Origin of the sequence: Uliginosibacterium flavum, assembly GCF_040566545.1 — a bacterium.
GTDB classification, from domain to species: domain Bacteria; phylum Pseudomonadota; class Gammaproteobacteria; order Burkholderiales; family Rhodocyclaceae; genus Uliginosibacterium; species Uliginosibacterium flavum.
In genome coordinates this window covers 185,411-207,552 of the sequence record NZ_JBEWZI010000005.1, presented here as the reverse complement: position 1 = coordinate 207,552, position 22,142 = coordinate 185,411, and the positions used below count along the sequence as shown (strand labels likewise).

Sequence of the window (22,142 nt, the reverse complement as noted above, 5' to 3'; positions counted from 1 at the left end):
TGTGCTTCTACAATCCGCCAACATCATCCTGAGCGGATCATGCAGAGGCTGTGCGCGAAGGTTCCAGATGCAGACCTTTACGCTTTTCCGACCGGTCTAGTGCGAGACAGGAAGGCAGCTTGCTGGCATGCTTCTGAATTGATAAGCCCACGTTGAAACCCCGACATCCCGGACTCGTCATTCCGGACTTGATCCGGAATCCAGAAGACTGGCTGCGAGGGGGACTGGATTCCGGATCAAGTCCGGAATGACGGCGCATAGGGGCTATTCAGGAATTTGCGGAGCACTACACTAGCGAAGCTGGCGATGGCACTCCAACCGAAATCTCATTCACGCTCGAATCGCCAGCTTCGCTAGCTCCTACAAAAACATATTAGCCCTGCCCCCGAACCGAAACCATGAATCAGACTGTGCCCATGAAAGCTGTCCGCCCCCTCCTTCGCCAGAGCATCCTGAGCACGAGTCTTGTTGCCGCCCTGCTGGCCCTGCCCTTGATCAGCAGTGCTGCCGACAAAGCCGCCAGCCCGCCGGCCAAGGCGGCCTTGAGTGTGAATACCGTCATGCCGACGCGGGCTGACTGGCCGGTGCGCCTCAGTGCCAACGGCAGCATCACGGCCTGGCAGGAAGCCATCGTGGGGGCGGAAATCGCGGGCCTGCGTCTTATCGAAGTGCTGGTCAACACCGGCGATCAGGTGCGCAAAGGCCAGGTCCTGGCGCGTCTGCAAAGCGCCACTACCGAAGCCGAACTGGCTCAGACCCTTGCCAGCCTGGCTGAAGCTGAAGCCAATCTGGCCGAGGCGCATGCCAATGCGGAGCGGGCACGACAGCTGGACGGCACGGGGGCATTCAGCGCCCAGCTGGTGTCCCAATACCTGACCGGCGAGACCACCGCCCGAGCGCGCGTCGATGGTTTGAAGGCGCGCATCAAGGCCGACCAGTTGCGTCTGGCCCAGACCCAGGTGCTGGCGCCTGATGACGGCACCATTTCGGCACGCACGGCCACGCTGGGGGCTGTTGTGCAGCCCGGGCAGGAGCTGTATCGCCTGATCCGTCGCAACCGCCTCGAATGGCGCGCCGAACTGCCTGCTACCGATCTGCTGCAGATCAAGCCGGGCATGGCGGTCAGCATCACGACAGCGAGCAAGGGCAAGGTCAGTGGCAAGGTGCGCATGGTCGCGCCGACGCTGGATGCGCAAACCCGCACCGGTCTGGTGTATGTCGATCTGATCGGCAATGGCGATGCAAAGCCGGGCATGTTCGCGCGCGGCGAGATCGAGATTGCGCGTGGTGGCGTGCTCACCGTGCCGCAAAGCGCGGTGATCCTGCGCGATGGGTTCAGCTATGTGCTGCGCGTGGGCGCCGATCAGCGCCTTACCCAGACCAAGGTGATCATCGGGCAACGCTCGGGTGATCGGATTGCGATTACTGGCGGGCTGGCAGCCGATGCCGCCATCGTCAGCAACGGCGTCGGCTTCCTTGCGGATGGTGATCTGGTGCGGGTGGTTGCGCCTACCGCCGCATCTGCCCCGACCAGCCAAGCCCGCTGAGGACTGAACGATGAACGTTTCCTCGTGGTCGATCCGCAACCCCATTCCCGCCGTCATGCTCTTCATCATGCTGACGATCACGGGCCTGATGGGCTTCCGTGCGATGAAGATCCAGAACATGCCCGACATCGACATGCCGATGGTCATCATTTCGGCCGCAATGCCGGGTGCTTCGCCGTCACAGCTTGAAACCGAAATCGCGCGCAAGCTCGAAAATTCCGTCGCCAGCATCCAGGGAGTGAAGCACATCTACACGATGGTGCAAGACGGCATGGCCACCGTAACCATCGAGTTCCGCCTGGAAAAATCCACGCAGGAAGCACTGGATGACGTGCGCGATGCCGTGCTGCGCGTGCGCTCCGATCTGCCGGCGGACATGCGTGATCCGGTCATCACCAAGTCCAACATCGCCGGCACGCCGATCCTGACCTACACCGTCGCTTCGATGCGCATGGAAGACGAGGCGCTGTCCTGGTTCGTGGACAACGACATCACCAAAGCCATGCTCAGCGTGAAGGGCGTCGGCAAGGTTTCGCGCGTCGGTGGCGTCAGCCGCGAGGTGCGCGTAGAGCTTGACCCTGATCGCATGCTGGCGCTGAACGCGACCGCCGCCGACATCTCGCGCCAGTTGCGCCAGATCCAGCAAGAAGCGTCTGGTGGCCGTGCCGATCTGGGCGGCGCCGAGCAATCGGTGCGCACCATCGCCACGGTGCAGACAGCGGCCGAACTGGGGCGCATGGATATTTCGCTGTCGGACGGGCGCCATGTCCGTCTCGACCAGATCGCCAGCGTCGCGGATACAACAGCTGAACGACGCAGCGCGGCCTTCCTCAATGGCAAGCCGGTGGTCGGTTTTGAAATCGTGCGCAGCCGTGGCGCCAGCGAAGTCGATGTCATGAGCGGAGTGCGCGCCGAGCTCGACAAGGTCAAGGCCAAGCATCCGGACATTCAGGTGGATGAAGCCTTCAATTTCGTTGATCCCATCGTTGAAAATTACGATGGCTCGATGATGCTGATGTACGAAGGCGCCGCCCTGGCGATCCTCGTGGTCTGGCTGTTCCTGCGTAACTGGCGCGCCACGCTGGTTTCGGCAGCCGCCCTGCCCCTGTCGATCATCCCGACCTTCGGCACCATGTATCTGCTGGGCTTCACCGTCAATGTGGTGACCTTGCTGTCACTCTCGCTGGTGGTCGGGATTCTCGTGGATGATGCCATCGTCGAAATCGAGAACATCATCCGCCACCTGCGCATGGGCAAGACGCCCTATCAGGCCGCCATGGAGGCCGCCGATGAAATTGGCCTGGCCGTGGTCGCCACCACTTTCACGCTGATTGCCGTGTTCCTGCCCACCGCCTTCATGACCGGCGTGGTCGGCAAGTTTTTCGTCCAGTTTGGTTGGACCGCAGCCATTTCGGTGTTCTTCTCGCTGGTCGTGGCCCGCATGCTCACGCCGATGATGGCGGCTTACATCCTCCAGCCCAATACCCGTGGCCACGAACAGGCCCACTGGGAGCGGATCTACATGCGCATGGCCGAGTGGTGTCTGCGCCACCGGATCACGACCTCGCTGATCGCTGTGGTGTTCTTCTTCGGCACTCTGTTCGGCCTGACGCCGCTACTGCCGACCGGCTTCGTGCCGCCGGATGATCTGTCGCAAACCCAGGTTACCCTGACCCTGCCACCGGGCAGCACTTTCCAGCAGACTCTGGCCTCGGTTGAACTGGCCGAAGCGCGGGTGAGGCAGCACCCACAGGTCAAGACCGTTTACACCACTATCGGCGGTGGCGCATCTGACAGTGATCCCTTCATGCCACAGGGCGCAAGCGAAGTGCGCAAGGCCACGCTGACCATCAATCTGACGCCGCGCAAGCAGCGCGGTGGCATCAGCAAGCAGTCCGTGGAAACCGATTTTCGCCGCGAACTGGAATCGCTGCCCGGCGTGCGCATCAAGGTTGGCCTCGGTGGTTCGAACGAGAAATACCAGCTCGCGCTTTCGGGTGATGACGGACGCGTGCTGACCGAACACGCACAGCAGGTTGAACGCGAAATCCGCAGCATTCCCGGCGTCGGCAATGTCACCTCCAGTTCCGGGCTGGTTCGCCCTGAACTGGTCATCCGCCCGGATTTTGCGCGGGCCGCCGATCTGGGTGTCACTTCCGCCGCAATTGCCGACACCTTGCGCGTCGCGCTGTCGGGCGACTACGAGCAGAACCTGGCCAAGCTCAACCTCTCGCAGCGCCAGGTGCCGATTGTGGTCAAGCTGCAGGATGATGCGCGCCAGGATCTGGAACTCGTCTCGCGCCTGATGGTGCCGGGCAGCCGTGGCCCGGTAATGCTGGCCAGCCTGGCGAGCATCGAGATCACCAGCGGGCCGGCCCAGATCGACCGTTACGACCGCTCGCGCAACGTCAATATCGATGTCGAACTCAACGGCCTGCCGCTGGGCGATCTGGAGCAACAAGCCCAGGCCCTGCCGAGCCTGCAGCAACTGCCGCCGGGCGTGCGCCAAGCCACGATTGGTGACGCGGAAGCGATGGGCGAGCTGTTCGAAGGCTTCAGCATCGCGATGCTCACCGGCATCCTGTGCATCTACATCGTGCTGGTACTGCTGTTCAAGGATTTCGTCCAGCCGGTGACCATTCTGGCCGCCCTGGTGCTATCGGTGCCCGGTGCAATTCTGGCGCTCTTCATCACGCATACGGCCTTGTCAATGCCGGCCATGATCGGCCTGATCATGCTGCTTGGGGTGGCGACCAAGAACTCGATCCTGCTGGTGGAATACGCCATCATGGCGCGGCGCGAGCATGGTCTGAACCGCTGGGACGCCCTGCTCGATGCCTGCCACAAGCGCGCCCGCCCGATCGTGATGACCACCGTGGCCATGGGCGCCGGCATGCTGCCGATTGCCATCGGTCTGGGCTCCGACCCGAGCTTCCGCGCACCGATGGCTATCGTCATCATCGGCGGGCTGATCACCTCCACCTTCCTCAGCCTGCTGGTCATCCCGGTGGTGTTCACCTACGTGGATGATCTGCGCAACCTCATCGCCAGCCTGCCGGAGCGACTGCGCCAGCGTCGCTTGGCAAAGAGCTGAAGACTGAAATAGCCGCTCTTTGCATTGTCGAAGCCACGTTTTCGTAGGGCCGACTTCAGTCGGCCAGCCACGCGTGGCGTGCGACTGAAGTCGCACCTACGAAAGCGAATGGACACGTGACTCGCGGCTGAAGCCGCGCCTACTCAGGGCACGTTGTAGGAGCTAGCGAAGCTGGCGATTTGAGCCCCAATTTGCGTCTGGATCGCCAGCTTCGCTAGCTCCTACAGAAACGCTCTTCGCTCATCCGTTCACGCGGAACGCACCAGCATGGCGCCCAAGCACGCGAATGCCCAGGCGCCCGCTTTCACCATGACCAAAACCTGATCTGCTGCGGACGCTTGTTGGCTTTGCAACAAGGCCTTCGGGCGCCCTCACGCAAGGCGCCTCTTTGCTTGCTTTGCCCCGTGCCAAAGCTGTCGCATGTGCGACAAAACGCTGTCAGGCATCGCCTGAAGACCCGCATCCAGACTCATTCTTCAGCCATCCTTCGGTACGTGGCACGTCACTTGCATTGCAGTGTTTGTCCAGCAGGAGAAACGATCATGCAAGCCCTGATTCCGTATATCGCCGCAGCCTGCCGCATCGCCCTCGCGCTCTTTGCGCTGCCCGTCTGTTACTAAGGAGCCCGTCATGTGGGATTACACCGAAAAGGTCAAGGAACACTTCTTCAACCCGCGTAACGCTGGCGTGCTTGAAGGCGCCAATGCCACTGGCGACATCGGCTCGATCCAGTGTGGTGACGCGCTGCGCCTGATGCTCAAGGTGGAGCCCGAGACGGACATCATTCTGGACGCCAGCTTCCAGACCTTCGGCTGCGGCTCCGCGATCGCGTCCAGCTCGGCGCTCACCGAAATCATCAAGGGCATGACCCTCGACGAAGCCTGGAAGGTCAGCAATCAGGACATCGCCGAATATCTGGACGGCTTGCCGCCGGAAAAAATGCATTGCTCGGTGATGGGCCGCGAAGCGCTGCAGGCTGCCATCTCGAACTATCGCGGGGTGGAATGGAAGGACGATCACGAGGAAGGCGAGCTGATCTGCAAGTGCTATGCGATTGACTCGAAACTGATCGAACATGTGGTGCGCGAGAACAACCTCTCCACCGTTGCCGAGGTCACCAACTACACCAAGGCGGGCGGCGCCTGTGCGGCCTGTCACGAGAAGATTGAAGACGCGCTGGAACGCATCCTCAAAGATATGGGCAAGGCGCCGATGCTGGAAAAAGCCGACGCTCCGGCGCCAGCACTTGAGCCACGCCCTGCACCGGCCGTAAGTGCTGAGAAGCCGAAGATGACCAACATCCAGCGCATGCGCAGGATCGAGGAAATCATCGAATCCGTGCGCCCCACGCTGCAGCGCGACCACGGCGACATCGAGATCGTCGACATCATCGGCAAGAACATCTACGTCAATCTGAAAGGCGCCTGCATGGGCTGCGCGCTGGAAGCGGCCACACTCGGTGGCATCCAGCAGAAGCTGTTCGAGGAACTGGGCGAATACGTGCGCTTGCTGCCGGCCAGCATGATGGAAATGGCACAACAATAATTCATCGTCGTTCCCGCGAAGGCGGGAATAACGGAAGACAGCACGAACGCAGCACGCGTTCATGAAACACCCCGTAGAGAGGCATCGCCATGAAACCCATCTATCTCGACAACAACGCCACCACCGCCTGCGACCCGGCCGTGGTTGAAGCCATGCTGCCCTTCTTCACCGAGCAGTTCGGTAACGCCTCCTCGATCCACAGCTTCGGCAATCAGGTCGGCCTGGCGCTGAAGACTGCCCGCACGCAGATCCAGATGTTGCTGGGCGCAGAGCAGGATTCCGAGATCATTTTCACTTCGGGTGGCACCGAGTCCGACAACACTGCGATCCTTTCGGCCCTGAAAGCCCAGCCCGAGCGCAACCAGATCATCACCACGGTAGTTGAGCATCCGGCCGTGCTGGCCCTGTGCGACCGGCTGGAGAAAGATGGCTACGTGGTGCACAAGCTGCGCGTCGATGGGCGTGGCCGCCTGGATATAGACGAGTACAAGGCACTGCTGAACGACCGCGTCGCCATCGTTTCGGTGATGTGGGCCAATAACGAAACCGGCACCATTTTCCCGGTCGAGGAAATGGCCGAGATCGCCCATGCGCGCGGCATCCAGTTTCACACCGATGCGGTGCAGGCCGTCGGCAAGATTCCGATTGATCTGAAGCGCAGCAAGATCGACATGCTTTCACTGTCCGGCCACAAACTGCACGGCCCCAAGGGCCTCGGCGTACTCTACCTGCGCCGTGGCACGCGTTTTCGCAGCCTGATCCACGGCGGCCAGCAGGAACGCGGCCGCCGCCCCGGCACCGAGAACTCGCCCGCCATCATGGGCTTGGGCAAGGCCGCCGAGCTGGTCATGCAGCATTTCGAAACCGAGAACAACGAAGTGCGCTACCTGCGCGACAAGCTGGAGAAAGGCATCCTCGCCAAGGTGCCGCGCGCCTACCCCACGGGTGATCTGCACAACCGCCTGCCCAATACCAGCAGCATCGCCTTCGAGTTCGTCGAGGGTGAAGGCATCCTGCTGATGCTCAACAAGCTGGGCATCGCCGCGTCTTCCGGATCGGCCTGTACCTCGGGCTCGCTGGAGCCTTCGCACGTGATGCGCGCCATGGGCATTCCCTACACCGCCGCCCACGGCACGATCCGCTTCTCGCTGTCTCGCTACAACACGCTGGAGGAAGTCGAACGCGTCATCGAAGCGGTGCCGCCGATCATTGCGCAGTTGCGCAAGATCTCGCCCTACTGGGGCGAAGCCGGCCCGGTGGCCGATCCGGAGAAAATGTTCGCGCCAGCTTACAACTGAGCCAACAGTTTGCCGTTCTTTGCTTGAAACATGCCTGTCTGAAGAGCCGCTCTGCCCATGGCTCTCCAGCCAGGCATGCCGCAAAGCGAGGCGGGATAAGCCTCTCCAGGCATGCTGCGCTGGCATATCAACCTGGCTATTTCCCCGAGCACTATTGATTGGGCACGCAAATAATGACACGTGCTGGAGTAGGGCCGACTTCAGTCGGCCGGCCGAGCGTGATGTGCGACTGAAGGCTCTCCTGAGCCTGTCGAAGGGTCGCACCTAGGTTTCAAACTTGAATCGGGACGAATCAATAGCCCCAAATACCCTTCTTTCCCACAAGGGCTATGCAGCCGAGCCAGCGCTTGCCGTTAGAGTCTTGTCGCGCTGGCTGCACATCAGCGCGTTTCTTGAACCTCAACGGATCCCCGGCGCGATGAGCCTCCTGAAATTGCCTTCCCAGATCTTCATCATTGCGCGCATCGAAGGGCAATTCTTCGCGCGTTATCCCAAATTGTTTCTGGCTGCCGCGGCGGTCATCCTGATCCCGGCCCTGTATGCGGTGATTTACCTTTCCAGTGTGTGGGATCCAGCGGCCAGAACAGGCGCGCTGGCTGTCGCGCTGGTCAATCAGGATCAGGGAATGACTTATCAGGGCCAGGTTTTCAATGTGGGCCAGGAGGTGATCAGCAAGCTCAAAACCGGCGGCCGCTTCGGCTTCATGGATTACAGCGACGAACAAGCGGCACGCCTGCACGTGCGTCAGGGCAAGCTGGCATTTGCGCTGATCATTCCACGTGATTTCAGCGCCAACGCGATACCGGGCATGCATGCCGGCGCCGGCAAGCCGCTGGTGTTTACCTCCGAAGGCAATAATTTCGAAAGCGCGGCGATTGCCCGGCACTTCGCCGAGAGTCTGGGACACCAGATCAATGAAAGCCTGAATGAACGGCGCTGGGCGCTGGTACTCGATGGCACTGCCTCTGCACAGAACCGGGTGCAGCGCTTGCACGAAGGGCTCAGCCAGCTCAGTCAGGGGGCGAAGCAGCTGAAAAAAGGGGCAAAGCAAACTGCGGCGGGGGCGCATGCGGTTGCCGATGGCAATGAACGTCTGAATGCGGGCGTAGGCCAGTTGACGGTCGGCATGAAGCAACTCGGTGCGGGCCTGAAAACCATGGAGGCACGCCTGCCCCCGCGCACCGACCTGATCCGCCTGCAGTCCGGCGCAGAAGCGCTGGCGGCCGGCCATGGCGAACTGACGCAAGGTATGGTGGATCTGCAAAATGGCTCAAACCGTCTGAACACCGGCATGACAAGTCTGCGCGAGGAAGCCCGGGGCAGCATTTTCATCCCGGCGGCAGCGGTGGACGGCGTCGAACAACTGGCCGACGGCATGTTCCAGATCGACTCCGGGCTAACGGCTGCCAGCAATGCCCAGCAAAAACTCAGTGAGGGCGCGAGTCTGCTCAGCACTGGCGTCGGCTCACTTACCAATGGCATGCTGGCACTGGATACCGGCTTGCAAACCGCCGCCGGCAAGTTGCCCGAGGAAGCCTTGCTGGATGATCTGGCGACCGGCGCCAGCGGTCTGGCTTCCGGAGCGTCGCACTTGTCCAGCGCGACACAGCAACTGGCCTCAGGCTCACAGAAACTCGTCTCCGGCATCGAGCAATTGGCGGCAGCCCTGCCCGCCAGGATCGAGAAACTCGACGGTAGCCCGCGCGGACTGGCAAATTCGGTTGAACCGGAACTGGAAATGGCTGCAGCCGTCGCCAACAGTGGCAGCGGTTTTGCGCCCAACATGATCCCCGGCGCCCTGTGGCTGGGAGCCGGGATCGCAGCCTTCTTGCTGCATGTGCGCGTATTGCCGCATGAGGCCAAGAGCTTTTCGCGCCCCGCGCAATTGCTCGGCAAGATTTTCTTCCCTGCATTAGTGGTTCTGCTGCAAGCTGCGCTGATTTTTGTGACCGTGCTCTTCATCCTCAAGATTCATGTCATCCATCCGGCGGCTTTCGCCCTGAGTCTGGGCGTTGCCTCGCTCACCTTTATGCTCATCGTGTTTGCCCTGACCCGCGCTTTTGGCGATGCCGGCAAGGGGCTGGCGATGATCCTGCTGGCGGTGCAGCTTTCATCCTCTGGCGGTATCGTGCCGATCGAGTTGAGTGGCGGCCTGTTCATGGGCATCAGCCCCTGGCTGCCGCTGACCTGGGTGGTGCGCGCGCTCAAGGCCAGCATGTTCGGCGCCTATGAAGGTGCCTGGGCGTTTCCCCTGCTGATGGTGGGCGTGGCGGCCATGGCGGCCATTGTCATGGGCTGCACCGTCGGGCGCTGGCGCTTTGTCCATCCCGAAGCCAGCCGCCCGGCCGTGGACTTCTAGGCCGGCACTCATCCAGGACTACAATCGGGACTCAGCAATTTTCTGAAGACCGCATGACTCTTCCCCGCCGCATCGCCCATCTCGACATGGACGCGTTCTACGCCTCCGTCGAATTGCTGCGCTACCCGCAATTGCGCGGTCAGCCGGTGGTGATTGGCGGGCGCAGCGTGGATGCTCCCAAACACTTGCCGGACGGCAGCTGGCGCTATGCGCGGCTGCGCGATTACGTCGGGCGTGGGGTGATCACCACCGCAACCTATGAGGCGCGTGCGCTGGGCCTTGGTTCCGCGATGGGGATCATGAAAGGCGCGAAGCTGGCGCCGGATGCAGTGCTGCTGCCGGTGGATTTTGACGCCTACCGGCATTACTCGCGACTCTTCAAGGCGGCAGCGGCCAGCATTGCGCCGCTGATGGAGGATCGCGGCATCGACGAAATTTACCTTGATCTGACTGACGTACCGGGCGAGACGCGCGAACTGGCCCAGCGCATCAAGGATGCAGTACGTGCAGCGACCGGCCTGAGCTGCTCGATCGGCGTGACCCCCAACAAGCTGCTGGCCAAGATCTGTAGCGATCTGGATAAGCCGGATGGTCTGACGCTGCTGGGCAGGGAAGACATTCCGACGCGTATCTGGCCCCTGCCCGCCCGCAAGATCAATGGCATCGGGCCGAAGGCCGACGAGAAACTCGCGGCGCTGGGCATCAAGACCATCGGCGAGTTGGCCGCCGCCGATCCGCTGTGGCTGCAGGAACAATTCGGCCGCAGCTACGGCAGCTGGTTGCACGAAGCTGCGCATGGCATTGATGAGCGACCCATCGTCACTCATTCCGAGCCCAAATCGGTAAGCCGCGAAACCACCTTCGAACACGATCTGCATGCGCGTCAGGATCGCAGCCAGCTCTCCGAAATTTTCACCCGCTTGTGCGTGCGCGTGGCCGAGGACCTGATGCGCAAGGAAGTTCTCGGCAAGACCATCGGCATCAAGCTGCGCTACGACGATTTCAGCACCATCACGCGCGACATCACCCTGCCGGAGGCCACGGCGGACGCGGCCACGATTCGCCGCGCGGCGGGCGAATGTCTCAAGCGCGTGCCGCTGCAACGCCGGCTCCGCTTGCTCGGCGTACGCGTCGGGCACCTGGAGAGCCGCGCGGACATTGAGTCTGCAAGCATGCAACCCGGAGAGCAAGGCGGGCTGCCGCTCTTCGAGTAGCAAGCAAACTGGATCAATATCGCAATTGCAGTCAGCTCGCCAGCACCGTGTTGTGTAGACTGGCGCCACTCCTGCCGACAAGCATGTCGGCCATTTCAATGAAAGACCAAAAGATGAGTCTCCTGCGCCGTACCCTGTTAGCCCTGCTCCCCGCTCTGCTGCTGGCAGGCTGTGCTTCCAGCCCACCCAAAGAGGGCGTTCGCATCACGCTGGTGGGCGACTCCACCCAGACCGAGCGCCAGGGCTACGGCACCGGTTTCTGCGCGAACCTGACCGCCATGGCGGATTGCATCAACCGCGCCAAGGGCGGCGCCAGTACCAAGACCTATCGACGTGATGGCCTTTGGGACACCGCGCAGTGGCCAAAGCCCAACTGGATGCTGATCCAGTTCGGCCACAACGATGTGCAAAGTGCCGCGCATGGTGATCGCGAAACCGATCTGAAAACCGAATATCCAGCCAACCTGCGCCGTTATGTCAGCGAAGCCCGTGCCGCCGGCATCAAGCCGATTCTGGTGACGCCGATTGCGCGGCGCTACTTCCAGCCCGACGGCAAGATCATCGATGATCTGCCCGGTCATGTGGCTGCCATGAAAATGGTTGCCGCCGATATGGACGTGCCGCTGATTGATCTGCACCAGATCAGCCAGGATTACTTCGAGCAACTCGGCGAGACCGAAGCGCACAAGCTCGGCGCGACCAAGGCCGGCCCCAATGGCACGATCGTACCGGACAAGACCCACTTCAATCTGAAGGGCTCCTACGTGCTGGGCCGCATGGTCGCCGAGGCCTTGGCACACGAAGTGCCGGCACTCATGGGCTACGTGAAGCCGGTCGCCGCGCAACAACCCTGACGCTCACCGCCCTGCCTGTACAGCCGCTCCCAGCCTGGCTGTACAAGCAGACACGCCGCTCAGCGCAGCAAGACGGCGCCGTTCGGAATGATGGCCGTATAATCACACCATGATTGATTCCGCCTCATTGCGCCGCCTGTGGTCGCACGACAAAACGCTCGACAGTCTGAAGGTCGCGCTGGCCTTCGGTGGCATCCTCGCCTTCTGCTTCGGCAATGACCACGAAAGCTGGCTGATCGGCCTGATCCTCGGCGTGATTGCCGCCGCGCTGGCGGAAACGCCGGATCGTTTTGCTGGTCGCCTCAAGGCACTCCTAGTTACCCTGCTCTGCTTCGGCGTGGCCTCGATATCCGTACGCGTGCTCTTCGCCTACCCCTGGTTGTTCGCACTGGGGCTGGCGACATCCACCTTCGGCTTCGTGATGCTGGGTGCATTGGGCGAGCGTTACGCCACCATCGCCACAGCCTCGGTAATTCTGGCGATCTACGCGATGCTGGGGGTCGATCAACATGGCATCGACAGCGTCAATTTCTGGCGCGAACCGCTGTTGCTGCTCGGTGGCGCAGCCTGGTATGGCGGCATCTCGCTGCTCGCTGCGGCCATGTTTGAAAACCGTCCGCCCCGTCAGGCGGTGGCACAAGTTTTTGCAGCGCTGGCACGTTATCTGGAGATCAAATCCGCGCTGCTCGAACCGGTGCGGGGCCAGGACGTCAAGGCGTTGCGCCTGGCCCTGGCCGCGCAGAACGGGCGGCTTGTCGGCGACATGAACCGGGCACGCCAGATCCTGTTGCTGTGGGCAAAATCTTCCCATCCGGCGCAAGGCAGCCGCAGCCATCTGCAATGGTATTTCCTTGCGCAGGAAGTCCATGAACGCGCCAGCTCGGCGCACCATCCTTATGAAGCGCTGAGTGAAGCCTTCGCCCGCAGTGACGTGCTGTTTCGCTGCCAGCGCCTGATGGCCTTGCAGGCTGCGGCCTGCACGCGACTGGGCGAAGCCATCGCGCAAGGCGAAGTATTCGAATATGGACAGGAGGGTGCGCTGGCGCTGGAAGAGTTGGGAAATGCATTGGGCTACGCTCAGGCCAACACGCAACAGGACAAGACGCTGATCAACGCGCTGGCCGATCTTGTGCGCAACATCAGCAGCATCGAACTGCGCCTCGCGCGTGCAGCCCGGCCCGGCGAATTCGAGGCTGTCACCGACAGCAGTCTGCGTGACAGTAATCCGCAAACCCTGGGTGAAATGTGGCGCAGCCTGCGCCAGCAATTCACGCCGGCCTCCCGCCGCTTCCGTCACGGTCTGCGCCTGGCGGCGGCACTGACGGCCGGTTACGCCCTGCTGACCGTGCTGGATCTGCCGCAGGGATACTGGGTGATGCTCACCACCGTTTTCGTATGCCAGCCCAACTTCAGCAGCACCTGGCTGCGTCTGGGCCAGCGCATGGGCGGCACCTTTGCCGGACTGCTGTTCGCGAGCCTGTTCATCTCGTCCTTCCCGCATGAACACGCCCAGCTCGCCCTGATCCTGGCTGCCGGTGTTGGCTTCTTTGTGTTCCGTGCCGAGCGCTACGCACTCGCCACCGCCTCCATCACCGTGCTGGTCATGCTCTGTTTCAACCAGTTCGGCAGCAGCTACGCCCTGATCGGCCCGCGCGTGCTCGACACCCTGCTCGGCTGCCTGCTGGCCATTGCTGCGGTGGCCTTGATCCTGCCTGAATGGCACGGCAAACGGGTGCACCACGCCATGTCGCGTAGCCTGAGCCTGAGCAGCATCTATCTCGCAGAAATTCTCAACCAGTACCGCAGCGGCCCACGCGACGATCTACCCTACCGGATTGCCCGGCGCGATGCCCACAACGCCGATGCCGAGCTTTCCGCCACACTCGCCAGCATGCTCAAGGAACCCGAACGCTATAGCTTGCGGCCTGATGCGGCCTATCGCTTCTTGTGCGCCAGTCACACCCTGCTCGGCTACATCTCGGCGCTCGGCGCACACCGCGAGCAGGATCGGGATGGTCTGCAGTCACCAAGCATCCAGATCCCTGAGAGCCGCATCCAGACTGGCCTGCAAGCCATCGCCTCCGCTCTGGCCGCGCGCAGCTTGCCTGTACAAGCAATAGCCCATGAAGAAGTCCAGCTGGAGCCACTCTCCAGTGACATGACGGAAACCGCACAGCGCGTGCTGCGCCAGCTTGCACAGATAGAGGCCTTGCTGCCGGAACTGGCCGAACTGGCAAGCGGGTTTGCGGTGGTATCGCCCATAGACGAACGGCATGCACAGGGGACTCCCGCATGATGCTTGAGGACCAACGCCCAGCCCTGAGGATCGACTATCTGCAGAAAGAGCCCGCAGTTCGCTGGGCCGCGCTGGTAAATTCGCCGCCAGACATGGATGCTTTCAAGGCCATGTGCCTGGCCCTGAAGAAAGCCTACTTCAGTACCTTCATCGCACGCGCTCTGTGCTGGCTGGTGTACAAACTGGTGTATGACCACTCTGGCCGCTATATCGCCTGCAGCGACTATCTGGCAGATGCAACCGGGCTGATTTCGCGCGCGCAGATGGCGATCATGCAGCGTCAGTACACTTGGGCACACGTGGCCTACAACTTCATTCCCGGCTGCACCACCAGCTGTGTGCGCTCAAGTGAGGGCTGGCGCATGATGCGCAGCCTGGACTGGGGCAACGTACCCGTGATGGCCCCCGCCGTACGCGCAGCCGACTACATTGATGCGCAGGGTGTTATCACCCATACTGCTGGAGTACAGGGCATGGTCGGCGTGCTGACTTTCTCGCGCCCCGGCCTGTGCGGCGCAATCAACTTTGCACCCAAGCGCCATAGCCTCGCACCGGCCCGCTTTCGTAGCGACCCGCTCTTCGTGCTGCGCGACCTGATTGAAGACAGCCGCATCAATACGCTTGAAACGGCACTGGATTTCATCGCCACACAACGCTTCTCCAGCCCGGTCTTCATCAGTCTGTGCAGCGACACTTCAGACAATGCCGCAGTCGTTGAAATCGCTCACGACGGGCGCCAGAACGTGCGCTACGCCCAAGATGGCCTGCTGGTGCAAACCAATCATTTTGCGCAGTCCAGCCCCTTTGTCCGCGACAATTCCAAGCCGTATGAATTCGAGCCACAGGAAGGCTGGGAGCACAGCAACCTGCTGCGCAACTCCTTTCGTCGCTGGGACGACCTGATGGCCACCCTGCGCCCGCTGGTCGGAGCCAGCGCAAGTGAGGTCGAAGCTGGCTGCCTGCAGGCCTACACCGTAGCGCCGGTATGGAACCACGAAACGATCTACTGGACTCTCACCAACCCGGCCGTTGGCTCGCTGCGGCTGTGGGGGCGGCAACTGCCTGAATAGGCAAGTGTCACGACAAGCGAATTCGCTGTTTTAGACAAACCGGGTAGAATCGGCCTTTCATCTTCAGCGCCTGACGCCGTGCACTGATCCGGTTTTTGTACTGACCACAGCAGCTTTGTAGCAAAGTCTCAACTCAAGGACGCCCGCGCCGATAATGGATGGGCCTAAGCAAATTACGAGTAAACACTAATGGCTACTGATCGACCCATTCTGCTGGTTGAAGACAATCCGGACGACGAAGCGCTGACTCTGCGCGCCTTCAGTAAAAACAAGATTACCAATCAGATCATCGTCACCCGGGACGGCGTGGATGCCATCGAATATCTGTTCGGAACGGGGCGGCACGCGGGACGTGACACGACGATTCAGCCGGCGGTTGTGTTTCTCGATCTGAAGTTACCGCGCATCGACGGTCTAGAGGTACTGCGCCGGATTCGAGCTGATTCGCGCACAGCACTGCTGCCGGTCGTGATCCTGACGACTTCGCGCGAATTGCAGGATATCCAGCAGGCTTACAGCCTCGGCGCCAACAGCTATATCCGCAAACCCGTGGATTTTGAGCGTTTTCTGACTACAGTTGGCCAGTTGGGCGCGTACTGGCTCAGCCTGAATGAACTGGTTGATTCCTGATTACTCGGCCTCTTCAATCCAGGTTGCCTGAATCGCCTCAAGAATGCGCTCGCCGCAATGCTTGGGATCATCATCAAAGCCCGGCAGTGCTCTCACCCAATTCATCAGATCAACGAAGTTGATCCGCGTCGGGTCTACGTCTGGATGAGCGTCTACCAGCGCAATGGCGATCTCCTGTGTGTCGGTCCATTTCATTTTTTACCCTCGCTGACCATGTTGATGGTGTAACGCGGAATTTCAACTACTAGATTGGTTGTCGCGACCACCGCCTGACAGGACAGGCGTGACTGCGGCTCAAGCCCCCAGGCTTTGTCGAGCAGATCCTCCTCCAGCTCGTCAGCCTCCGCCAAGGAAGTAAATCCTTCGCGCACGATGACATGGCAGGTCGTACAGGCACAGGATTTTTCACAGGCATGCTCGATATCGATGTCATTCGCGAGCAAGGCATCGCAAACCGTCTGACCCGGTTCGACTTCGATAACGGCCCCATCCGGACAGAGTTGCGCATTGGGTAAAACGACGATCTGGGTCATGCAAAATTCCTTTTTACAGAGGCAGCTTGTCGATCCGGCTGCCGGTCAAGGCCAGGCGAATGGCTTTATCCATGCGCCGTGCAGCGAAATCACCGGTCTTGGCGGACAAGGCATCAATCCCTGCCTTGATCGCCAGGTGATCAAGTCCCTGCAGCAAGAGCCGCACACGCTCGATTTCCGCCAAAACACTGGCTTGCTCAGTTGCAGAAAGCAGATCTGCATCTTCCTTGATGGCTTGCTCAGTCGCATCGATCAGACGACCCGCCTCGACTTGCTGTTCGCGCAATGAGCGCGCCTGCATATCATTGGCGGCATGTTCAAACCCTGACTTCAGCATGCCGGTGATTTCTTCGTCGGAAAGGCCATAACTGGGCTTCACACTGACGTGTGCCTCCACGCCGGTAGTCTGCTCACGCGCGCTAACGGCAAGCAGGCCGTCAGCATCCACCTGAAAAGTCACCCGGATACGTGCGCCACCGGCCGGCATCGGCGGAATGCCACGCAGCTCGAAACGTGCCAGCGATCGGCAATCCGCGACCAGCTCGCGCTCACCCTGCACGACGTGGATAGCCATCGCACTCTGGCCGTCCTTGTAGGTCGTGAAATCCTGCGCTTTGGAAACAGGAATGGTTGAGTTGCGAGTGATGATTTTTTCGGTCAGCCCACCCATCATTTCGAGACCGAGCGACAGCGGGATCACATCCAGCAAGAGCCAGTCTTCACCCGCGCGACGATTACCAGCCAGGATATTGGCTTGCGTCGCTGCGCCGATCGCGACAACCTTTTCCGGGTCAATATCGATATTCGGTTCACGGCCAAACAGGGCGGCCACGGCACTGCGCACATGCGGCATGCGAGTAGCACCGCCAACCATGACTACCGCCTGGATGTCATCGACTTTCAGCGCGGCATCACGCAAGGCCTTCTTCACCGGCGACAAGCTGCGCTCGACCAGTTTGCGTGTCAGCTCGTGAAACTCTTCAACACTGACGGGAATGTCCTTGATGCCATCGGCCGCCACCGGCACACGTGCCACACACAGTGCATTTTCCGTCAAAGCTTCTTTGACGCGCCGCGCCTCAACCAAGAGTGCGCGCGACTTGGAGCAATCCAGATCCACACCACTGGCTTTTTTGTGTAGCCAGTCTGCCAAAGCTTCATCAAAATCATCGCCACCCAGCGATGAGTCGCCACTGGTCGCCATCACCTCAAATACGCCACGCGACAAACGCAGAATGGAAAAATCGAAGGTGCCTCCGCCCAGATCGTAGACGGCGTAAATGCCTTCAGCACCTTCATCAAGGCCATAGGCAATCGCCGCTGCGGTCGGCTCGTTGAGCAGACGTAGAACATTCAGACCGGCCAGACGCGCCGCGTCTTTGGTTGCCTGACGTTGAGCGTCGTCGAAATAGGCCGGCACAGTAATCACAGCGCCGACCAGCTCGTCGCCCAGCGTCGCTTCAGCACGCTCGCGCAGAACCTTGAGAATTTCAGCGGAGATCTCGACCGGCGTGCGTAATCCGGCAACCGTATTGACGCGGACCATATCGCCGGTATCCACCAGATCGTAACGGCTACGCATGCCTGCATCGGTATCAGCCAAGCCACGCCCCATCAGCCGCTTGATTGAAGCTATGGTGTTGCGCGGATCGATGGTCTGAGCGGCCAGTGCGGCCTGACCGACTACTGTATGTCCATCTTTGTAGTAACGCACAACCGAGGGCAGGATGACACCGCCATCCTCGGCCGGCAGGCACTCCGCGATGGAGTTGCGCACGGTCGCCACCAGTGAGTTGGTCGTACCGAGGTCGATCCCGACGGCCAGACGCTGTTGATGAGGGTCGGGCGATTCACCCGGTTCGGAGAGCTGCAGAAGAGCCATCAGGTTTCCAATTGAGCCAAAGCTTCGTCGATTTCGCGACGCAATTTTTCCATGAACATGAGTCGACGCACCAGCTCGGAGGCCTGCGTCAAATCCACTTCGACATCGAGAGTGTGTTTGAGATCATCCAGCATGACGCGTTCGTCGCGCGCGAGATCACGTTCCAGTCGCTGCAACGCATCGGGGTTTGCCATTGAGTCTTCGACCGCTTCGCGCCACTCCATCTGCTGCATCAGGAAGGCATGCGACATGCCATTGTTGCGATCGGCATCAATCTCTACGCCACGACGCCCAAGCAGATAGCGCGCACGCGCAAGAGGATTTTTGAGGGTACGGAACGCCTCGTTGGCCAGAGTAGCCCATTGCATGGCTACGCGCCGCTCGGCTTCCGGCCGATGGGCGAAGCGATCCGGATGCACCTGCGCCTGAACCTGGCGATAAGCCACATCCAGTTGTGCCGGATCAATGGTAAAACGCTCAGCCAATCCGAAGAGGGAGAAATACTCGTGCATCAGTCGCTAAAAATAACCGGACCGCATCGCGGCCCGGGAAGACAGGGAGGATTCCGTCGGACGTTCAGATATTGAAGCTCTCGCCACAACCACATTCGTTCTTCACGTTCGGGTTGTTGAACTTGAAGCCTTCATTCAGGCCTTCGCGCGCAAAGTCGAGCTCAGTGCCCTCGATATAAGGCAGGCTTTTCGGATCGACTATGACCTTCAGGCCCTGACTCTCAAAGACCATATCCTCAGCCTCGGCCTCGTCGGCGTACTCCAGCTTGTAAGCCATGCCCGAGCAGCCAGTGGTCTTGACGCCCAAACGGATGCCAATTCCCTTGCCACGCTTGGCAAGGAATTTTGTAATGTGCCGCGCAGCGGCTTCACTCAGGGTAACGGCCATGATTGAACTCAGTTCGTGGTTTCAACGGAAGCGTCGTGCTTCTTGCGGTAATCCTCCACCGCCGCCTTGATCGCGTCTTCGGCAAGAATGGAGCAGTGGATTTTAACCGGCGGCAGCGCCAGTTCTTCGGCGATCTGCGTATTTTTGATGTTCAGGGCCTCGTCCAGCGTCTTGCCTTTGACCCACTCCGTTACCAGCGAACTGGAGGCGATAGCCGAGCCGCAGCCGTAGGTCTTGAACTTCGCGTCTTCGATCACACCCGCCGCATTGACCTTGATCTGCAATTTCATCACATCGCCGCAAGCCGGCGCACCGACCATGCCGGTACCGACCGTGGAGGTGTCATTCTTGTCAAAAGAACCCACGTTACGCGGGTTTTCGTAGTGATCCAGTACTTTGTCGCTATATGCCATTTTCAACTCCGTTGTGTGAGGGGCGAGGAGTAAGGGGTGAGGAGTTGAAGTTTTCGGGCGGCTTTGCCACCCGCTGTATTAAACCCTTCACTCCTCACTCCTCACCGAATTTCAGTGTGCAGCCCACTGCACGGTGTTCAGATCGATACCATCCTGAAACATCTCCCACAGAGGAGAGAGTTCGCGCAACTTGCCAATTTTCTTGTGCATCAGATGGATGGTGAAATCCACATCTTCCTGCGTGGTAAAGCGTCCGATCGAGAAGCGGATCGAACTGTGCGCCAATTCATCTTCACGGCCGAGGGCGCGCAAAACATAGGAAGGCTCCAGCGAAGCCGACGTGCAGGCCGAGCCGCTCGAAACTGCAATTTCCTTGACGGCCATGACCATCGATTCGCCTTCAACGTAAGCAAAACTCATGTTCAGATTGTGCGGCACACGATGTGCCAGATCGCCATTCACGAAAACTTCGGGCATGTCGCTCAGACCAGCAAGCAGACGATCCCGCAGCCCACGGATACGCTCGTTTTCAGTGCTCATTTCGAGCTTGGCGAGACGAAAAGCCTCACCCATGCCAATGATCTGATGCGTCGCGAGCGTGCCGGAGCGCATGCCGCGCTCGTGCCCGCCGCCGTGCATTTGGGCCTCGATACGCACACGCGGTTTGCGCCGCACATACAAGGCACCCATGCCTTTCGGGCCATAAGTCTTGTGTGCCGAAAAAGACATCAGATCGACCTTGAGCTTGTTCAGATCGATCTCCACTTTGCCTGTGGCCTGAGCCGCATCGACGTGAAAGATGATCCCGCGCTCGCGGCAGAGTTCACCAATCTCAGAGATGGGCTGGATTACGCCGATCTCGTTATTTACAAACATCACGGAAACCAGAGTCGTATCCGGGCGCAAAGTCGCCTTGAAAACGTCCAGATCAATCAAACCATTTTCCAGCACATCCAGATACGTCACCTCAAAACCCTGACGCTCCAACTCGCGCATGGTGTCGAGCACGGCCTTGTGCTCGGTCTTCAGAGTAATCAGATGTTTGCCTTTGCCCGCATAGAAATTCGCGGCACCCTTGATCGCAAGGTTGTTGGACTCGGTCGCGCCGCTGGTCCACACGATTTCCTTGGCATCAGCGCCCACCAAGGCAGCAACGTGTTCGCGCGCTTCTTCAACCGCAGCTTCGGCTTCCCATCCATAGGAATGCGAACGACTGGCCGGGTTGCCGAAATGCTCGGTCAGCCAAGGAATCATCTTTGCGGCCACGCGCGGATCAACCGGAGTGGTCGCAGAATAATCGAGGTAAATCGGAAACTTCATTTAAGACTCCTGGGGGCTGCTTTGTTATTGTTCAGACCGCCATTGCGGTCAGATGTTTCAAATCACTCATGGTCTGGCCCAATGCCAGCAAAAAGCCATCAATCTCTGCCTGCTGCGTATTGCGCCCGACGCTGACCCGTACGGCGGCACGCGCAAGTTCCGGAGCCACGCCCATTGCCAGCAGGGTACGTGAGGGCTCCGGATTGGCTGAAGAACAGGCCGAACCACTGGCCACAGCAAATCCAGCGCGATCCAGTTTGCCCACCAGGGTTTCACCATCAATCCCGGTGAAGGCAAAAAAGCTTGTATTCGGCAGCCTCAGCACTTCGTGCGAAAAAATTGTCGCTCCCAAGCGGGACATGCCTTGTTCGAGCCGTTCGCGCAGACTGGCCATCCGCGCAATCTGTGCATTCAGATCACTGACCAGCAGCTCGCAGGCCATACCAAAACCCACAATTGCCGCGACATTTTCTGTGCCGGAACGCAAACCACGCTCCTGCCCGCCACCCTCGATCTGCGCCTGCAGCTCAACGCGTTTATCCAGCACCAGAGCGCCTGCGCCAAGCGGGCCATACACCTTGTGCGACGACAGACTCAAGCCCTGCACACCCAGCTCGCGAAAATCCAGCCTCATCTTGCCTAAAGCCTGCACACCATCTGCGTGAAGATAACCGCCAGCAGCGCGTACGCTTTTGGCCAAAGTCAGAACATCGTTGATTACACCCGTTTCATTGTGCGCCAGCATCACCGAAACAATACTCGGGCGCCTACGCTGAATCAGCCCGGCAGTGGCCTCCTGCGCCAGCAATCCTTGTGCATCAATCGGCAATTCAATGCATTCCCAGCCCAGCGCCTGCAATTGTCGCGCTGGCTGCCGCACGCTCGGATGCTCGCTCGCACCAATCGCAATACACCCGGGCTTGAGACAGACGGCCGCACCTTTGAGAAACAGATTGTTCGCCTCGGAGCCACCGCTGGTAAACACCACCTCAGTCGGATGCGCATTCACCGCCGCGGCCACCTGCTGCCGCGCCCGGTCTATCGCATCACGGGTCTTGCGTCCATATTCATGCCGGCTCGACGGATTGCCGCAACGCTCCTGCAGGAAAGGCAGCATCACCGCCAGCACGCGCTCATCAAGTGGCGTGGTGGCGTTGTGGTCGAGATAAGCAGGCGCAAACATGGCA

General features: G+C 60.3%; 18 protein-coding genes. 10 read left to right on the top strand and 8 right to left on the bottom strand.

What is annotated here, in order from left to right:
- Positions 1-416: 416 nt before the first annotated feature.
- The 10 genes from ABXR19_RS06730 (at position 417) to ABXR19_RS06685 (ending at position 15,907) form a co-directional block, all read left to right on the top strand.
- The gene (locus ABXR19_RS06730) at positions 417-1,547 is read left to right on the top strand and encodes an efflux RND transporter periplasmic adaptor subunit (RefSeq protein ID WP_354600340.1); all 1,131 of its coding nucleotides are present in this window, start codon (positions 417-419) and stop codon (positions 1,545-1,547) included.
- Positions 1,548-1,557: 10 nt separating this feature from the next.
- The gene (locus tag ABXR19_RS06725) at positions 1,558-4,641 is read left to right on the top strand and encodes an efflux RND transporter permease subunit (RefSeq protein ID WP_354600339.1); all 3,084 of its coding nucleotides are present in this window, start codon (positions 1,558-1,560) and stop codon (positions 4,639-4,641) included.
- 630 nt (positions 4,642-5,271) lie between these two features.
- Positions 5,272-6,186 carry a Fe-S cluster assembly protein NifU gene (gene nifU / locus ABXR19_RS06720; protein ID WP_354600338.1) on the top strand — a complete coding sequence of 305 codons (915 nt, stop codon included), beginning with the start codon at positions 5,272-5,274 and terminating at the stop codon, positions 6,184-6,186.
- An 89-nt stretch (positions 6,187-6,275) separates the two neighbouring features.
- Positions 6,276-7,484 carry a cysteine desulfurase NifS gene (nifS, locus tag ABXR19_RS06715; RefSeq protein WP_354600337.1) on the top strand — a complete coding sequence of 403 codons (1,209 nt, stop codon included), beginning with the start codon at positions 6,276-6,278 and terminating at the stop codon, positions 7,482-7,484.
- Positions 7,485-7,902: 418 nt separating this feature from the next.
- Positions 7,903-9,843, top strand: coding sequence for a YhgE/Pip domain-containing protein (locus ABXR19_RS06710; RefSeq protein ID WP_354600336.1), 1,941 nt, complete (start codon positions 7,903-7,905; stop codon positions 9,841-9,843).
- 53 nt (positions 9,844-9,896) lie between these two features.
- Complete coding sequence (gene dinB / locus ABXR19_RS06705; protein ID WP_354600335.1) at positions 9,897-11,057, top strand: DNA polymerase IV; 1,161 nt, start codon at positions 9,897-9,899, stop codon at positions 11,055-11,057.
- A gap of 113 nt (positions 11,058-11,170) precedes the next feature.
- Complete coding sequence (locus tag ABXR19_RS06700; protein ID WP_354600334.1) at positions 11,171-11,911, top strand: rhamnogalacturonan acetylesterase; 741 nt, start codon at positions 11,171-11,173, stop codon at positions 11,909-11,911.
- Positions 11,912-12,020: 109 nt separating this feature from the next.
- Complete coding sequence (yccS, locus tag ABXR19_RS06695) at positions 12,021-14,207, top strand: YccS family putative transporter (protein ID WP_354600333.1); 2,187 nt, start codon at positions 12,021-12,023, stop codon at positions 14,205-14,207.
- Positions 14,204-15,277 (top strand): C45 family peptidase, encoded by a 1,074-nt coding sequence (locus tag ABXR19_RS06690; protein ID WP_354600332.1) that lies wholly within the window; start codon positions 14,204-14,206, stop codon positions 15,275-15,277. The genes yccS and ABXR19_RS06690 overlap by 4 nt, the downstream gene beginning before the upstream one ends.
- A gap of 189 nt (positions 15,278-15,466) precedes the next feature.
- Positions 15,467-15,907, top strand: coding sequence for a response regulator (locus tag ABXR19_RS06685; RefSeq protein ID WP_354600331.1), 441 nt, complete (start codon positions 15,467-15,469; stop codon positions 15,905-15,907).
- Here the strand turns inward: ABXR19_RS06685 and iscX are convergent, their stop codons facing one another.
- The 8 genes from iscX to ABXR19_RS06645 all read right to left on the bottom strand — a co-directional run bounded on the left by iscX (position 15,908) and on the right by ABXR19_RS06645 (position 22,138).
- Positions 15,908-16,102 (bottom strand): Fe-S cluster assembly protein IscX, encoded by a 195-nt coding sequence (gene iscX / locus ABXR19_RS06680; protein WP_354600330.1) that lies wholly within the window; start codon positions 16,100-16,102, stop codon positions 15,908-15,910.
- Positions 16,099-16,440 (bottom strand): ISC system 2Fe-2S type ferredoxin, encoded by a 342-nt coding sequence (gene fdx, locus ABXR19_RS06675; protein ID WP_354600329.1) that lies wholly within the window; start codon positions 16,438-16,440, stop codon positions 16,099-16,101. Before fdx ends, iscX begins: the two co-directional genes overlap by 4 nt.
- 13 nt (positions 16,441-16,453) lie before the next feature.
- Positions 16,454-18,322: a Fe-S protein assembly chaperone HscA gene (gene hscA / locus ABXR19_RS06670; protein ID WP_354600328.1), complete on the bottom strand. Its 1,869-nt coding sequence runs from the start codon at positions 18,320-18,322 to the stop codon at positions 16,454-16,456.
- On the bottom strand, positions 18,322-18,834 hold the full coding sequence (gene hscB / locus ABXR19_RS06665; RefSeq protein WP_354600327.1) for a Fe-S protein assembly co-chaperone HscB: 513 nt from the start codon (positions 18,832-18,834) through the stop codon (positions 18,322-18,324). The genes hscA and hscB overlap by 1 nt, the downstream gene beginning before the upstream one ends.
- 64 nt (positions 18,835-18,898) lie before the next feature.
- The gene (iscA, locus tag ABXR19_RS06660; RefSeq protein WP_354600326.1) at positions 18,899-19,222 is read right to left on the bottom strand and encodes an iron-sulfur cluster assembly protein IscA; all 324 of its coding nucleotides are present in this window, start codon (positions 19,220-19,222) and stop codon (positions 18,899-18,901) included.
- 8 nt (positions 19,223-19,230) lie between these two features.
- Complete coding sequence (gene iscU / locus ABXR19_RS06655; RefSeq protein WP_354600325.1) at positions 19,231-19,635, bottom strand: Fe-S cluster assembly scaffold IscU; 405 nt, start codon at positions 19,633-19,635, stop codon at positions 19,231-19,233.
- A 111-nt stretch (positions 19,636-19,746) separates the two neighbouring features.
- Entirely contained in the window at positions 19,747-20,955 is a 1,209-nt protein-coding gene (locus ABXR19_RS06650; protein WP_354600324.1) for an IscS subfamily cysteine desulfurase, read from the bottom strand.
- A 31-nt stretch (positions 20,956-20,986) separates the two neighbouring features.
- Positions 20,987-22,138 carry a cysteine desulfurase family protein gene (locus ABXR19_RS06645; protein ID WP_354600323.1) on the bottom strand — a complete coding sequence of 384 codons (1,152 nt, stop codon included), beginning with the start codon at positions 22,136-22,138 and terminating at the stop codon, positions 20,987-20,989.
- Positions 22,139-22,142: the final 4 nt, after the last annotated feature.

What these genes read in the sequence shown, in the direction of transcription:
- ABXR19_RS06730 (WP_354600340.1), top strand. Translation starts at nt 417, where the DNA reads ATGAAAGCTGTCCGCCCCCTCCTTCGCCAGAGCATCCTGAGCACGAGT.
- ABXR19_RS06725 (WP_354600339.1), top strand. Translation starts at nt 1,558, where the DNA reads ATGAACGTTTCCTCGTGGTCGATCCGCAACCCCATTCCCGCCGTCATG.
- nifU (WP_354600338.1), top strand. Translation starts at nt 5,272, where the DNA reads ATGTGGGATTACACCGAAAAGGTCAAGGAACACTTCTTCAACCCGCGT.
- nifS (WP_354600337.1), top strand. Translation starts at nt 6,276, where the DNA reads ATGAAACCCATCTATCTCGACAACAACGCCACCACCGCCTGCGACCCG.
- ABXR19_RS06710 (WP_354600336.1), top strand. Translation starts at nt 7,903, where the DNA reads ATGAGCCTCCTGAAATTGCCTTCCCAGATCTTCATCATTGCGCGCATC.
- dinB (WP_354600335.1), top strand. Translation starts at nt 9,897, where the DNA reads ATGACTCTTCCCCGCCGCATCGCCCATCTCGACATGGACGCGTTCTAC.
- ABXR19_RS06700 (WP_354600334.1), top strand. Translation starts at nt 11,171, where the DNA reads ATGAGTCTCCTGCGCCGTACCCTGTTAGCCCTGCTCCCCGCTCTGCTG.
- yccS (WP_354600333.1), top strand. Translation starts at nt 12,021, where the DNA reads ATGATTGATTCCGCCTCATTGCGCCGCCTGTGGTCGCACGACAAAACG.
- ABXR19_RS06690 (WP_354600332.1), top strand. Translation starts at nt 14,204, where the DNA reads ATGATGCTTGAGGACCAACGCCCAGCCCTGAGGATCGACTATCTGCAG.
- ABXR19_RS06685 (WP_354600331.1), top strand. Translation starts at nt 15,467, where the DNA reads ATGGCTACTGATCGACCCATTCTGCTGGTTGAAGACAATCCGGACGAC.
- iscX (WP_354600330.1), bottom strand. Translation starts at nt 16,102, where the DNA reads ATGAAATGGACCGACACACAGGAGATCGCCATTGCGCTGGTAGACGCT.
- fdx (WP_354600329.1), bottom strand. Translation starts at nt 16,440, where the DNA reads ATGACCCAGATCGTCGTTTTACCCAATGCGCAACTCTGTCCGGATGGG.
- hscA (WP_354600328.1), bottom strand. Translation starts at nt 18,322, where the DNA reads ATGGCTCTTCTGCAGCTCTCCGAACCGGGTGAATCGCCCGACCCTCAT.
- hscB (WP_354600327.1), bottom strand. Translation starts at nt 18,834, where the DNA reads ATGCACGAGTATTTCTCCCTCTTCGGATTGGCTGAGCGTTTTACCATT.
- iscA (WP_354600326.1), bottom strand. Translation starts at nt 19,222, where the DNA reads ATGGCCGTTACCCTGAGTGAAGCCGCTGCGCGGCACATTACAAAATTC.
- iscU (WP_354600325.1), bottom strand. Translation starts at nt 19,635, where the DNA reads ATGGCATATAGCGACAAAGTACTGGATCACTACGAAAACCCGCGTAAC.
- ABXR19_RS06650 (WP_354600324.1), bottom strand. Translation starts at nt 20,955, where the DNA reads ATGAAGTTTCCGATTTACCTCGATTATTCTGCGACCACTCCGGTTGAT.
- ABXR19_RS06645 (WP_354600323.1), bottom strand. Translation starts at nt 22,138, where the DNA reads ATGTTTGCGCCTGCTTATCTCGACCACAACGCCACCACGCCACTTGAT.